Genomic DNA, 14,186 nt, shown 5'->3' with positions numbered 1-14,186 from the left:
CTGCGGGTATTCTATAATTTCGCCACTCAAGAAGCCCATTATGAGATACGTAACGCTTGGCCTACTTCTGTCTTTCGCCTGGGTGCTTTCGGGCTGCTTCAGCTCGTCGGAAAAGGAAGATTCGGTAACTATTTTCCCGACTTCGAGCACGGACGACGTAATTGACGGCGAGGCCGTCGAATACGACGCGGGGGCGTCTTTTACGGGCGGCGACGGCTCCATACTCGTGGACGCCGGCAAGCCTGTAACGCTTACGCTCTTCACCCCGGACCCGTCAGATTTAAACCACTCGAGAATCGTATACAAGGCCAGGCTTAAAACCGAGGGGCTTACCGGCACGGGCGAGGAAAGGGGCATCGCATACCTCGAGCTCCGCGCGCTCTACGCCGGCGGCGAGGAAGTCGTCTCCCGCGGCCCGCGCATACCGCCCTCGGGCACGACCGACTGGGTGCCGGCCGAGACGGACCTCTACCTCGACACGGGCCCCGAGCCCGAGAAAGTCACGCTGGCCCTGGGCGTCGAGGGGCGCGGCAAGGTGTGGATAGACGACGTCGTTTTAGAGTCGCGTCCGCTCAGGATAGATTATCTTTTCTGGGGGAGCGCGGTTGTCTGGATTGCCCTGATTATATATATTTATCATTTGTTTACGAAACAAAAGAGCCTCAGGCGAGAGCTCGAATCAATAAGGACCGGCACGTAGGGAGCGCACGCCCGTCCCGACCGTGTGAGAGGTGGGTGTAAATGCTTAAAGGTAAGCTTAAGTTCATCATAGCGATAGGTGCGATAGCTTTCGCGGTCGCCTATCTCGTATACGGCGGCGTGAGGGAGACGATGGTCTACTACCTCACGGTCGAAGAGCTCCACGCCAGGGTGCCCGACGTCTACGGCGAAAGGGTGCGGGTATCCGGCAACGTAATCCCGGGCACGATAAAGCACGGGGCCGACGGCGCCCTCGAGTTCAGCATTACCGACGGCGGAGGGGCTGTGAACGTCAACTACAACGGCATAGTGCCGGACGTCTTCAAGGACGACGTCGAGGCCGTGGTCGAAGGCGTCTATACCGAAAACGGCGTTTTCCAGGCCGACATTCTCCTGGCCAAGTGCCCGACGAAATACGAATCGACCGACGTTCTTTACAACGACCAGGGCGCGGTCCAGGAGACCTCGTACTAATGGCCGAAACCGGGTACATATCGGTTCTGGTAGCCTTCGTTTTGTCGATATACGTCGTCTTCGCTTCCGTATACGGCGCGAAATCCGGCAGGCGCGATTTCGTAGACAGCGCCCGTAACGCCGCACTGGCGATCTTTTTCCTCCTCCTCATTGCAACGCTCGCTCTCCTGCATTCGCTCGTAAACCTCGACTTCAGCCTGAAGTACGTCGCCATGAACACGAGCACCGATCTTCCGGTGATCTTCAGGATGACCTCGCTCTGGGCGGGGCAGGCGGGCTCGCTCCTTCTGTGGGCCTTCGTTCTTTCCATTTATATGGCTCTGGTCGTGATGTCGACGAAAGGCAAGTCGCGCGAGCTCATGCCCTACGTCATAGCGACCCTAGGCGCGATAGCCATATTCTTCACGTTCATAGTCGCATTCGTCGAAAGCCCCTTCGAAAGGCTCCCCGTTGCGCCGCTCGAGGGCAGGGGGCTCAACCCCATACTCCAGAACGCATACATGGCGATCCATCCCGTAACGCTCTACCTCGGCTACGTCGGCGTCGCCGTGCCGTTCGCGTTCGCCATGGGCGCTCTTCTCAGCGGCAGGCTCGGCGACGAATGGATAAGGTATTCCCGAAAGTGGACTCTATTCGCGTGGACGTTCCTCAGCATCGGCCTCATACTCGGCGCGAGGTGGGCCTATCTCGAGCTCGGCTGGGGCGGCTATTGGGCGTGGGACCCGGTCGAGAACGCGGCCTTCATGCCGTGGCTCGCCGCGACTGCGTTCGTCCACTCCGTCATGATCCAGGAAAGAAAGGGCATGCTCAAGAAATGGAACATGTCCCTCATAATCCTGACGTTCTTCCTCTCCATTTTCGGCACGTTCATCACGCGTAGCGGCGTCATCTCGTCCGTCCATTCCTTCGCCCAGTCCGACATCGGCCCGATGTTCCTCGGGTTCATAGCATTCATACTTCTTTTCTCCTTCTCGATGTTCCTTTACAGGATGAAAGACCTCGAATCGGAGAACAGGTTCGATTCCATACTCTCCCGCGAGAGCGCATTCATATTCAATAACCTCCTCTTCCTGGGGGCCGCGTTCGCGGTATTCCTCGGGACGATCTTCCCGATAATGTCCGAGGCGATAACCGGCGAGAAGATACTCGTCGGGCCTCCATACTTTAACAAGGTCAACTCGCCGATAGCCCTCGTCCTCGTGCTTCTCATGGGGGTAGGGCCGCTCATTTCGTGGCGCAAGGCGTCCAGGGAAAACCTGTTCAAGAACTTTTTCGTGCCGACGGTGATTGCGATAGTGACGGGCGTTCTTCTTTTCGCGCTCGGCATAGACGACGTCTACGCTCTTCTCGCATATTCGCTATGCGCGTTCGTCCTGATGACTGTATTCACCGAATTTTTCCGCGGCATACGCGTCCGCTCCAAGAGGGGCGAGAACCCGCTCGTCGCGTTCGGGCGCCTCGTGTCGAAGAACAAGCGCAGGTACGGCGGCTACATAGTCCACATCGGCGTCGTGCTTATCGTTATCGGGATCACTTCATCGTCCATATTCGTGACGGAAAAGCAGGTCACCCTCTCGAAGGGGGAATCCGTAACCCTTAACGACTACACGTTCACGTTCAACGGGATCAACCAGTATACAACCAACGCCAAGAACGCGACGGTCGCGAACCTCACGGCGTTTAAGGGCGGCAAAGATATAGGCATCATGTCGCCCGAAAAGAATATCTACAAATACGAAGGCAACAGGGAAATAAACCAGGAGACTGAAGTCGCCCTGAGGTCGACGCTTACCGACGACCTGTATATAATTCTCATGAGCTTCACCGACGACGGGAGCGCCACACTGCGGGTCATACTGAACCCGCTCGTAAGCTGGATATGGGCTGGCGGAGTGGTCCTCGTCCTGGGGGCGATCATCACCATGCTACCCGACGGGCGGAAGGGCAGGGAAGAGGTTTTCGTCCGGTATACGCTCGGCGAAAAGGACAGCGCGCTCAAAGTATAAACTCCCCGGCTTGAGCGCCGATTCGGAAACGAGATGGAATTGCAGCTTATACTGCCACTGGCGATAGCTTTACTCGCCGCAATATTTATATCGCTACCGTTCTTCAGGCGCGGGAAAGGCGCCGCTCCGGAGGATGACGCCCTCCGGCCCGACCCCAGGGCCGAGCGGCTGCGGACGCTCCACGTCCGTAAGGACACGCTCCTTTCGGCGCTGGCCGATATCGAATTCGACCACGGGCTCGGGAAGCTCTCGACAGCGGACTATAAAGACCTCAGCCGTAAATACCGCGCCGAGGCGGCGGCGGTGCTCAAGGAAATAGACGAGTCCACGGGCCGGAGCTGGGACGCAGCCTTCGCCGACGAGCTCGAAAACGAAATAAAATCGAAGAGAAAAAAGCTCGTCCTCAACGACTACGAGGACGAGGAGATAGAAAAGGAAATAATCCGCGCGCGCGAAAGCGCGTGGGGCTCGGCCGAAACGGCCGCGTGCCCCGAATGCGGCAGCGCATGCGGCCCGGACGACCTTTTCTGCGCCCGGTGCGGCGCGAGCCTTAAAGGAGGCCCCGAAGATAAAAAGGCTAAATCGGTTTAATAATCACGTTTCATTCCTCGCGGCCGTAATGACAGCGCTTTTTATGCTCGCCGTTCCGGTTCGCGACTCCATTGCCCAGAACCCGCACGACATGCAGGAGCTCGGCGGCAAGCTATTCATAGAAAACGGATGCGTCAGGTGCCACACCATCGGCAGAGGGCGTTTTGTCGGCCCCGACTTGAAGGGTGTCGGCCATCGTTATTCCCCCCAGGACATAGTCCGCTGGATAACGGACCCACAGGAGATTTACAGCAAGGAAGGGAAGATGCCCATAAACGAGGGCTATCCTCCCATGCCCCCGCCGCAGGACGTTCACCCCATGGAAGCCAAGGCCATAGCCGAATACCTTCTGAACGCAAAGGCCGGGAAAGTGAACCCCGACGGCGGCACGATAACCGGCAAGGTCGTGAATAAAACCACGGACGTTCCCGTGCCCGGCGTGACAGTTTCGCTCAAAGCCTTCATGGGCGACAGGGAAACGGGGGGCGAGGAGGCGGAAACCTCCGCCGACGGCGCTTTTAAATTCGACAAGCTCGCATGGGACAGGAGCTACTCGCTGACTCTCGCCTTCGAGGGGGCCGAGTACGCGACCGACAAGATGGTTTTCTTCCCGGACGAGAACGTAAAGACGCTCGATCTTCCCGTATACGAGCCCACAATGGACGATCCCGGCATAACCGTCAAGGAGGCCCACACGGTAGTAGAGATCTCCGAAAACGGCGTCAACGTCGGCGACATAATGATATTCGATAACCCTGGAGACAAAATCTTCGTCGGCTCCGCCGACATCGCCGAAGGCAAAAAAGAAACCCTAAGGTTCGACCTCCCGCCGCACGCCGCCAACGTAACGTTCATGCACGGGCTCGATCCCGAGTCCGTTGTGACGACGGAGCACGGCTTCTCCGATACCGAAAGCGTCATGCCCGGCGAGAAGAGGGTTATATTCGCCTACAGCATGCCCACCGATTCGGGGGCGGTAACGATAGAAAAAAATATCGTCTATCCGACCGACAGCTTCCTTCTGCTCGTTCCGGAAACGAAAAACGGCGTCGACGTCACGGGGCTCACCGCCGACCCAGAGCCGGTCCAGATGGAAAGCGTGAACTACTTCAAATGGCAGGGCAAGGACCTCGGGCCCGGCGACAAGATAACGGTAAAGTTCAGGGGGGCGGGCGGCCTCGCCGCTTACCTCGACGGCTACGTCAAATGGGCGGCGCTCGGGCTTATTCTCCTTCTGGTCGGCCTCGGGATACTCTACTCCTCGGTGGGGAAGGGCGGCGCGGCGAAGCGGAAAGAATCCGGAGACCGCGAGAGGAAGGAGCTCCTCGACAAGCGTAGCCTCCTCATTCGCGACATAGCGGCGCTCGACGACGATTTCGAAGCCGGGAAAATAGACGAAAGCAGGTACCGCAGGATGAGGGATTCGATGAAGGAAGAGCTTGTAGAGATTACACGGAGACTGCGATTGTGATCACAAGTCTCCATGTTGAAATTGGATTATGGAGAGAACCGCCAGGCTAGCGGTCTCAGTCCTTAGAATCCTGGGACCCAGACCCAGGGATGTAAAACCCATTTCAATAGCAAGGAGGACTTCGTTTTGCGAAAATCCACCTTCCGGTCCTATCAATACTATAATATTCTTGGCACCTTGTAAAGTATTCCTTAGAAATTCTTTTATGGACAGGCTCGAACCGGTATGAAGTATGATAGCCAAGTCGCTCTTGTCCTTGAATAATAATGCCTCTTTAAACTCTAAAGTGTTTTCTATTACCGTGGATTTCGTCCGTCCGCACTGCTTCGACGCCTCTAGCGCTATCCTTTCCCACCTCCGGTGCTTCCCCGTCTTCCTCACCTGGGACCTTTCCGTGACGACGGGCACTATTCTCGTCGCCCCGAGCTCGGTCGCTTTCTCGACGATGTAGTCCATCTTCTCCCCCTTGGGGAGTCCCTGGAGTATCGTTATATCTATCACGGGATCGGCGGCGATCAGACGGCTGCCTGTTATGTCGACGACCAGCTCGCGGCTGCCGACGGAGGATATCACCCCCGTGTACTCCCGCGAGTCCCCGCCGAAGAGCGTGACCTCGTCTCCCACGCCGAGCCTGAGCGCTTTTACCATGTGCCTGTAATCCGCGCCGCTTATCACGGCCTTTTCGTCTTCTATCCCGGGCGGGGGCAGCGGTATTCTGGGCATAAGAGAAAATATATTACATGATGCTGGAGGATTGCAATACGAACCGGAAGCTCCTTGGAGAGGATGTCAGAAGCGGCTTTACTTGACCGAGGATCACGTGAAGGAGTTTCGGAGATATACTGCCACTGCTCGCGGCTTACTTCAGGTCTTTAAAGTAATCGGCTACGGCCTCTGCAAGTCCGGCGGCCGTGTATCCCGACGGTACGATTGCCGCCTCGTAGCCCGAATCCGTAAGCGTCTTTGCCGTAACCGGGCCGATGCAGGCGAAAACGGGCTTCTTTCCCGAAAAAATGCGTACCTCGCCTACGGTCTCGAAGAAATTCTTCACCGTGGACGAGCTCGTGAACGTAATAACGTCTATACGCCCTTCGGAAATCTCCTTCCTAAGAGCAGCAGTTTTTGTTTTCCCGGCCCTCTTCGTTTCGTAAACGGGCGCGACGTCCACGCGGGCCCCCATGCCGCGGAGGCTCTCGGGCAATATCTCGCGCGCCTCCTTCGCCCTCGGTATGAGTATGCGCTTGCCCTCGAGATTAATTTTGCCGAAGAGCTCCATCAGCCCCTCGGCCCTGTAGTCGGCGGGCGTCATATCGGCGTTTATCCCGCGCGCGCCGAGCTCTTCGGCCGTGACCTCGCCTATAGCCGCGACTTTCGGGCCATGCATCTCCCTCACGTCGAGCCCGAGACGCCTGAGCCTTTCGAAGAACCCCCGGACGCCGTTTACACTCGTGAATATTATCCAGTCGTAGGAGCCGAGGGCCCTTATTGCCTTGTCGAGGACGGCGTAGCTCCCGGGGGGCGCGATCTCTATCGCGGGGAACTCGACGACCTCGGCCCCCATCTCTTCGAACAGCGACGACAGCGGACGGGCCTGCTCCCTCGGGCGCGTGACCACTATCCTCTTCCCGAAGAGGGGCTTCTTCTCGTACCACGAAATAACGTCCGAGAACCTTACCACCCCGCCCGTGACGACTATCGCCGGCGACCCGATGTCCTCCCTCGCGGCCGCCTTTCCGGCTATGTCGGCGACGGTGCCCGTGACGCTTGCCTGCGAGGGATAAGTCCCGCGCGAGATCACGGCCGCCGGGGTGTCGGGGCTCATGCCGAACTCGACCAGCTTCTTCATGTTCTCGGCCAGGTTCGTGACGCCCATCAAAAACACCACTGTCCCCATCCGCGCGACGACGTCCCACTCGATCCCGGACTCGCCCTTGGCCGGGTTCTCGTGCCCCGTAACGACGGCGAACGAAGAGGCTATCTTCCTGTGCGTGAGCGGTATCCCGGCGTATGCGGGCACTGCCGCGGCCGACGTCACGCCCGGCACGATCTCGAACTCTATCCCCTCGGCCGCGAGAGCTTCAGCCTCCTCGCCCCCGCGCCCGAAGATGAAAGGGTCGCCGCCCTTTAGCCTCGCGACCGTCCTCCCGCCGCGCGCCTTCTCGACGAGGAGACGGTTTATATTCCCCTGCGGCATGACGGTATGCCCCGCCTTCTTCCCGACGCAAATCAGCTCCGCCCCCGGCTTCGTGTACGACAAGAGCTCCAGGTTCACCAGGTAATCGTGGACGACGGTGTCGGCCCTCCCGAGAACATCTTTTCCCTTGACGGTGATGAGCCCCGGGTCACCCGGGCCGCCCCCCACGAGATACACCTTTCCGTATTTCTTCGTCATTTCTTTATCGGCCTGAATCTAAAGAAAACCGAAGCCCCGCCGGGTTGTCAAGGAAGCCCGGCCTGTCTCCTGGAATGTGTTTTAATAAAGGGTATGATTATTTACGTCAAGACTTATGCCGGGCCGATTATCCTGTTATGATATGGCTGGCAGAAGCAGAATAAGACAGGAGGCAACGAATGCTTGTCAAGGATTTCATGACCCCGGACCCGAAAACCGTATCGCCCGACGACGACGCCGCGGCAACTCTCGATCTCATGAGGGGCCTCAACTTCCGGCAGTGCCCCGTGGTCGAGGACGGGAATCTCGTGGGGATAGTTACGGACAGGAATTTGAGGACGGCGCTCGCCGCGGGCGGGAACCCCGTCGTCAAGGATATAATGGCTGCGAACCCCGTGACGATAATCGACTATGCCTCCATAGAAGGCGCTGCCGAGATAATACGCTCGGGCAAGTTCAACGCCCTTCCGGTCGTCAACAGCCGGAACGAGCTCGTCGGCATCCTGACGGTCACCGACCTTCTCGACGCGCTCCTCAAGATGATGGGCTTTCACGAAAAGCCGGTCAGGCTCGAAGTGCGCATGCTGGACGAGACGAACATGTTCGACATACTCCACGCCATACAGCAGAACTCGGACAAGGTCATTTCGTTCAGCGTCGCCCCCGAGGACCGGAAGCTCTACTACTTCTGGGTGGTTAACTGCAACTTCGGCGAGCTCGAAAAGGCGCTCAGAAAAGACAGCATCCAGATAAGCACTGTCGCACCGTAGGTCGCGCGGCGTGCTGTATCCGGCTCGTTCATCCCCGGGGACGTAGTCGGCACGGGCGGCTCTGGTATACTACCCACCTGAGGCCTCGCGCCCGAGGACGGTTACACGAATGGAAGCCGAGCACTACGAGCTCATACTCGACCACTTCAAAAACCCGAGGAATTACGGCACGCTCGACGACGCCGACGTCTCCTACGAAGAGGGTGTCCCTTCTTGCGGCGACCTCGTCCGCCTGGACGTCAAACTGGAGGGGGGGAAGATTGCGGCGGTGAAGTTCAGCGGCAAGGGCTGTGCGATAAGCCAGGCTTCGGCGTCGATTCTGACGGAGAAGGTTACGGGTATGGACGTCTCCGGAATCATGAGCCTCAGGGACGAGGACGTCCTCGAATCCCTCGGCCTCACGGTATCCCCCACGAGATACAAATGCGCGCTTCTCGGGCTCAAGGTGCTGAAGAAGGCGCTCGTTCAGAACGCGCAGAACGCGCGCGGCAATCCCGCCGCTGCGTCCGGCGCCCCCTCGGAGTGAAACGATGGAAAGCATACCGAGAATAGGAAAGAGGCTCGACCCGCTCAAGCTAAGGGAGGACTTCCCCGTCTTCGCCAGGAAGATAAACGGGAAGCCGCTCGTCTACCTCGACAACGCCGCCACCACTCAAAAACCCCGGGCGGTTCTGGACAGCCTCGCTGATTACTACGAAGCGCACAATTCGAACATCCACCGCGGCGTGCACACGCTCAGCTACGAGGCCACGCTCATGTACGAGGCCGCCCACAGGAAGGTGGCCGGCTTCGTCGGGGCCGCCGACTGGCGCACGATAGTCTTCACGCGTAACGCGACCGAATCCATAAACCTCGTTGCATACGGCTGGGGGCTCGGAAACCTCAAACCGGGTGACGAGGTGCTTATAACCATCATGGAGCACCACTCCAACTTCGTCCCGTGGCAGATGCTCCGGGACAGGCTCGGCATAACGCTCAACGTCGTCGGCGTGGATGCCGGGGGCCGGCTCGACATGGGCGAATTCGACAGGCTCCTCTCCGAAAGGACCAGGCTCGTCTCCATCGTCCACGCGTCGAACGTCCTCGGCGCCGTAAACCCCGTAAAGGAGCTCGCCCGGAAGGCGAAGGAGCGGGGCGCGCTCGTCCTCGTCGATGCGGCGCAGTCGGCCCCTCACATAAGGCTCGACGTCGAGGACATCGGCTGCGATTTCCTGGCCGTCTCGGGGCACAAGATGCTCGCCCCGACCGGTACGGGTTTTCTCTACGGAAGGGGGGAGCTCCTCGAACGTATGGATCCCTTCCTCTACGGCGGCGACATGATAGAGAAGGTCACGCCCGAGCGCTCTACGTGGAACGAGCTCCCGTGGAAGTTCGAGGCCGGCACGCCCGACATAGGCGGCGGCGTCGCCCTGGGCGCTGCCGTCGATTACCTGAGCGGGATAGGCATGGACGCTATCGCCGCTCACGAAGAGGGGCTCCTACGGCACGCCCTCGAAAGACTCTCCGCCTTCGACTGGGTCGAGCTCTACGGCCCGCGGGAAGGGGAGAGGGTAGGCGTGGTGTCCTTCAACGTAAAAGGCGTTCATCCCCACGACGTCGCGGGCATGCTCGACGAAGAGGGCATAGCAATACGCTCCGGGCACCACTGCGCCCAGCCGCTCATGGACAGGCTCGGTATGGAGCACGCCGCCCGCATGAGCTTTTACCTCTACAACTCCGGGGACGAGATCGACCGCGCCGTCGACACCCTCGAAAAGGTAAAGCGCCTCTTCGGCTGATTATCCCGACGCAGGATTAACCGTTTTCACCGTCCCCGGCATCCGCCGTTCTCCCGGCGGCCCTTCCGGCGCGCCGTCACTGCCCGCACGATCTCTTCTTCCCGGCAATGCCGCGCAGGTCTTGTCATCCCCCGTCCTCCTGTGTATTGTTCAGCAGTCGCTCATGTGAGTGAGCGCCCACTCATGTTGTGTACTGTTTTAAGACACTCGACATCGGCCGGTTTCGGACAGTCAATGATTACGGCGGGTTAAGAGTGGCATAAGGATTTCATAACTATTTGTGCAAGGAGGTTGTAAATAAATGTCAAAATCAAATTTCATCCCCACGCCGTTAAAAGCACTGACGGCGGTTCTTGTTGTCCTGACGGCTTTCCTCGCGTTAACCCCCGCTACGTTCGGGCAGACGGAGGCCGAAAAGGGTAAGCAGCTGTTTCAGCAAAAAACGTGCGCGGCGTGTCACACGATAGGCGGCGGGAAGCTCGCGGGCCCCGACCTTGCCGGAGTGACCGAAAGACGGGAAGAGGAATGGCTCAAAAAGTGGCTCAAATCCCCCGACACGATGGTCATGACCGACCCGGTCGCGAAGGAGATGCTCGGCGTTTACATGGTCCCCATGCCCAACCTGGGCCTGACCGACGAAGAGATAAACGCCCTCATCGAGTACCTGAAGTCCGAGGACGCCGCAAAAAAATGACTTGAAGGGAATCCGATATGAGGAGGTTATCAACATGAGTGGATATACAGGATGTAAAAGGTATGTAAGATATTTGGGGTTGTTTCTCGCGCCCATCCTCGCATTCGCTGTATTTATGACCGGGTGCAAGAATGAAGGTGCGGAAGACGAGGGCAAGCCGGTGCAGCTCGCGGCCGGAACCCCCGACAGCGTGAGGAAAATAGCCGAGGAGAGGCAGCTTTCGCAAAAGGACATCGAGGCCGCCCTCAAAACGTACATGCCGTCGGGCAGGTTCGACGATTACGTCCTCTTCGCCTCCGGCGGGCACTCGGGACAGGTTTTCGTGATCGGCGTTCCGTCGATGAGGCTTCTCAAGACCATCGCGGTCTTCACGCCCGAGCCCTGGCAGGGATGGGCCACCGGTTCGGCGGAGACCCACGAGATACTCACCAGCGGTGACATGCCCATAGGCGAGGACCGGACGCTCAACTGGGCCGACACGCACCACCCGGCCCTGACGGAGACGGAAGGCGACTACGACGGGCAGTTCCTCTTCATCAACGACAAGGCGAACGCCAGAGTGGCGGTTATAGACCTGAGAGACTTCGAAACGAAGCAGATAGTCAAGAACCCGAACACTATCTCCGACCACGGCGCCACGTTCGTCACGCCGAATTCGGAATACGTCATCGAGACGACCCAGTACGCGACCCCGCTGCCGTTCTACGAATTCGCGTCCCTCGACGAATACAAGGAAAAGTACAAGGGACTCGCCACCTTCTACAAGTTCGACAGGGAGAAGGGCCGCATAGACGAATCGAAGTCCTTTTCGATAGAGCTCCCGCCGTACTGGCAGGACCTCTGCGACGCGGGGAAGAAGGTGAGCGACGGATGGGTCTTCTGTAATTCCATCAACGCAGAGATGGCGACGGGCGGCATCAACGAGGGCAACCCGCCGTTCGAAGCCGGAGTATCCCAGCGCGAGGCCGACTATCTCCACATCATCAACTGGAAGAAGGCCGAGGAAGTCTACAAGGCCGGCAAGGTGAAGGAGCTTAACGGCGCGCACATTATACCGCTCGATACGGCCATAGAAGAGGGGATTCTCTACTTCGTCGACGTGCCCAAGAGCCCGCACGGGGTGGACGTAACGCCCGACGGCAACTTCATTATAACCGCCGGGAAGCTGGATACGCACACGACCGTCTATTCGTTCAACAAGCTCATGGACGCCATAAAGAAGGGCGCTCCCGAAAAGGACGAATTCGGCGTGCCGGTGCTGCCGTTCGACGACGTCGTCGAGGCGCAGGTCGAGATAGGCCTCGGCCCGCTCCACACCCAGTTCGACAACGAGGGCAATGCCTACACGAGCGTCTTCATCGAGAGCACGCTCGCCAAGTGGAGGCTCGGGCCGCCGATCTATAACGGTCCCGACCCGTGGACACTCGTCGAGAAGATACCGGTCCAGTACAACATAGGACACGCCGTCTGCGCCGAGGGCGATACGGTCAGCCCCGACGGGAAGTACTGCATCGCGCTCAACAAGTGGTCCATAGACAGGTTCCTGCCCGTGGGGCCGCTCCACCCGCAGAACTTCCAGCTTATCGACATATCCGGGGACAAGATGGAGCTCCTCTACGACATGCCGATAGGCGTCGGCGAGCCCCACTACGTGCAGATGGTAAAGGCCGACAAGTTAAAGCCGTGGCTCGTATATCCCGAAGTCGGGTTCGACCCGGCGACTATGAGCGTCGATCCCGAGGCAGCGTCGGTAGGAAACGAAAAGATCGAGCACGACGGCAAGACCGTGAAGGTCTGGATGTCGGCTATCAGGAGCCACTTCAATCCCGAGCACATAACGGTCAACCAGGGCGACACGGTCACCATGTACGTCACCAACGTCGAGCGTGCTAGGGACGCGACGCACGGATTCGCGGTCGAGGGCTACAACATCAACCTCAGCCTCGAGCCCGGCGAAAGCAGCAAGGTGGAATTCGTGGCGGACAAGCCCGGCGTGTTCCCGTTCTACTGTACGGAATTCTGCTCGGCGCTTCACCTCGAGATGATGGGTTATCTCCTGGTCAAGCCGGGTCCGGGATCGTAAGTACGGGCAGTGAGAGGCGCCCTTCCCGCACATCCCGCAATTGAGGGAGGGGCGCCGTTACCGAGTAAGGCGCTCAAGGAGACGACTCGAATGAGTCTTTCGAATATCAAAACCGGAACCGGATGGCTGCTCTGCCTGGTTTTCGCTCTCGCCGCCGTATATGCGGCGGGGGGTTCCCCGGCACGGGCCGACGAGGCGGCCTTCTGGATGAATAATGCCGCCGCCATGAAGGCGGAGGCGGCCGACGCGAGGGAAGTCGCCGCCGGGGTCGTTAGGACGCTTGCGAACGCCGACAGGAGAAACAGCCTCGTCGTGGATTTGATATCGCAGGCTGAATCGTACCTCGGCCGGGGAGACGACTTCACTGCCGCCGCGGACAGCGCGATGGGTGAGGAAAAGTACGAAAGGGCCTACAGGCTCTACAGCACGGCGAAGCTTTATTTTACGGGGTCGGCGACAGCCGGGCTCAATGCAAAAAGCGTTCTCCACGGAATCGAAGGGCCGCGGAACAAGCCGGCCGGAACGGAGAACGGAAAGCTTTATACAACGCAGGAGGCGATAAAATGAAAGAAAACGATCTCATACTCGGACCGCGAATCCCACCCGAGCTCTGGCAGAAGGAAAAGAAAAGGTTTCTCCTGCCCTCGCTCGTTCTCGTGGGGGCCGCAGTGCTTCTTTTCGCGTCGATATTCTTTCCATACTGGAAGATAACGCTGTTCGCGCCCCAGTACCCGGGGGGGCTCAAAGCGTCCATGTACGTAAACAGGCTGACGGGAGACATACACGAAATAGACGGGCTCAACCACTACATAGGCATGAAGCCGCTCGGCGAGGCGGCGGTGCTCGAACGCACGCTCAGCGTTTTCATCGTCATAGGCATCGCGCTCCTTCTGCTCGCCGCCGTGTACGTGCACAGCCCGCTGGCGCTGTTCCTGTGCGTCCCGGCGATCTTGTACCCGGCGTTTTTTCTCGGAGACCTCTACTTCTGGATGCGGAACTTCGGCATGAACCTCGACAAGAGGGCCCCGCTATCGGGCTCCATAAAACCGTTCGTGCCGCCGCTCCTCGGGGACGGCAAAATCGGGCAGTTCGTCACCACCGCGTCGTGGGAGACGGGGCTTTACCTGTCCATTGCGGCGTCCGTCCTGATGCTCGTCGGCATCTATCTCCACAGGCGCGCCTACAAGCCGCTCATCCTCAAATCCGGGGGCGGGTGAGGTAACCGCAA

The 14,186-nt window shown here is 59.0% G+C and carries 14 protein-coding genes; 12 read left to right on the top strand and 2 right to left on the bottom strand.

Going from position 1 to position 14,186, the window contains the following annotated elements; all coding sequences use genetic code 11:
- Positions 1 to 40: 40 nt before the first annotated feature.
- Genes PKC29_09550 through PKC29_09530 form a run of 5 tightly spaced genes read left to right on the top strand, consistent with a single transcriptional unit; the run spans position 41 to position 5,241 of the window.
- Positions 41 to 700, top strand: a complete 660-nt coding sequence (locus PKC29_09550) for a CcmD family protein (protein HML95659.1) — start codon at positions 41 to 43, stop codon at positions 698 to 700.
- Positions 701 to 741: 41 nt separating this feature from the next.
- A complete protein-coding gene (locus PKC29_09545; protein HML95658.1) occupies positions 742 to 1,173 on the top strand; it encodes a cytochrome c maturation protein CcmE in 432 nt (143 codons plus the stop codon).
- Positions 1,173 to 3,179: a heme lyase CcmF/NrfE family subunit gene (locus tag PKC29_09540; GenBank protein HML95657.1), complete on the top strand. Its 2,007-nt coding sequence runs from the start codon at positions 1,173 to 1,175 to the stop codon at positions 3,177 to 3,179. Before PKC29_09545 ends, PKC29_09540 begins: the two co-directional genes overlap by 1 nt.
- Positions 3,180 to 3,212: 33 nt before the next feature.
- On the top strand, positions 3,213 to 3,770 hold the full coding sequence (locus PKC29_09535; GenBank protein HML95656.1) for a zinc ribbon domain-containing protein: 558 nt from the start codon (positions 3,213 to 3,215) through the stop codon (positions 3,768 to 3,770).
- 28 nt (positions 3,771 to 3,798) lie between these two features.
- On the top strand, positions 3,799 to 5,241 hold the full coding sequence (locus PKC29_09530) for a c-type cytochrome (GenBank protein HML95655.1): 1,443 nt from the start codon (positions 3,799 to 3,801) through the stop codon (positions 5,239 to 5,241).
- Here PKC29_09530 and PKC29_09525 read toward each other — a convergent pair whose 3' ends face one another.
- Entirely contained in the window at positions 5,242 to 5,964 is a 723-nt protein-coding gene (locus tag PKC29_09525; protein HML95654.1) for a 16S rRNA (uracil(1498)-N(3))-methyltransferase, read from the bottom strand.
- Positions 5,965 to 6,100: 136 nt separating this feature from the next.
- On the bottom strand, positions 6,101 to 7,633 hold the full coding sequence (gene cobA, locus PKC29_09520; protein HML95653.1) for a uroporphyrinogen-III C-methyltransferase: 1,533 nt from the start codon (positions 7,631 to 7,633) through the stop codon (positions 6,101 to 6,103).
- Between the two features lie 179 nt (positions 7,634 to 7,812).
- Between cobA and PKC29_09515 the strand changes: the two genes are divergently transcribed.
- The 7 genes from PKC29_09515 to PKC29_09485 all read left to right on the top strand — a co-directional run bounded on the left by PKC29_09515 (position 7,813) and on the right by PKC29_09485 (position 14,175).
- Entirely contained in the window at positions 7,813 to 8,403 is a 591-nt protein-coding gene (locus PKC29_09515) for a CBS domain-containing protein (GenBank protein ID HML95652.1), read from the top strand.
- Positions 8,404 to 8,512: 109 nt separating this feature from the next.
- Complete coding sequence (locus PKC29_09510; protein ID HML95651.1) at positions 8,513 to 8,929, top strand: iron-sulfur cluster assembly scaffold protein; 417 nt, start codon at positions 8,513 to 8,515, stop codon at positions 8,927 to 8,929.
- Positions 8,930 to 8,933: 4 nt separating this feature from the next.
- Positions 8,934 to 10,181, top strand: a complete 1,248-nt coding sequence (locus PKC29_09505; protein ID HML95650.1) for a cysteine desulfurase — start codon at positions 8,934 to 8,936, stop codon at positions 10,179 to 10,181.
- Positions 10,182 to 10,482: 301 nt separating this feature from the next.
- Positions 10,483 to 10,875, top strand: coding sequence for a cytochrome c (locus PKC29_09500; GenBank protein HML95649.1), 393 nt, complete (start codon positions 10,483 to 10,485; stop codon positions 10,873 to 10,875).
- A 34-nt stretch (positions 10,876 to 10,909) separates the two neighbouring features.
- On the top strand, positions 10,910 to 12,958 hold the full coding sequence (nosZ, locus tag PKC29_09495; protein ID HML95648.1) for a Sec-dependent nitrous-oxide reductase: 2,049 nt from the start codon (positions 10,910 to 10,912) through the stop codon (positions 12,956 to 12,958).
- Positions 12,959 to 13,048: 90 nt separating this feature from the next.
- Positions 13,049 to 13,525 carry a hypothetical protein gene (locus tag PKC29_09490; GenBank protein ID HML95647.1) on the top strand — a complete coding sequence of 159 codons (477 nt, stop codon included), beginning with the start codon at positions 13,049 to 13,051 and terminating at the stop codon, positions 13,523 to 13,525.
- Positions 13,522 to 14,175: a cytochrome C gene (locus PKC29_09485; protein ID HML95646.1), complete on the top strand. Its 654-nt coding sequence runs from the start codon at positions 13,522 to 13,524 to the stop codon at positions 14,173 to 14,175. Before PKC29_09490 ends, PKC29_09485 begins: the two co-directional genes overlap by 4 nt.
- Positions 14,176 to 14,186 lie beyond the last annotated feature (11 nt).

The sequence above is a fragment of the Thermodesulfobacteriota bacterium genome (genome assembly GCA_035325995.1).
In the GTDB taxonomy this organism is placed as follows: domain Bacteria; phylum Desulfobacterota_D; class UBA1144; order Nemesobacterales; family UBA2774; genus JADLGH01.
Note: the sequence above shows the minus strand (reverse complement) of the source record. Positions and strands in the feature narration are given on the sequence as shown.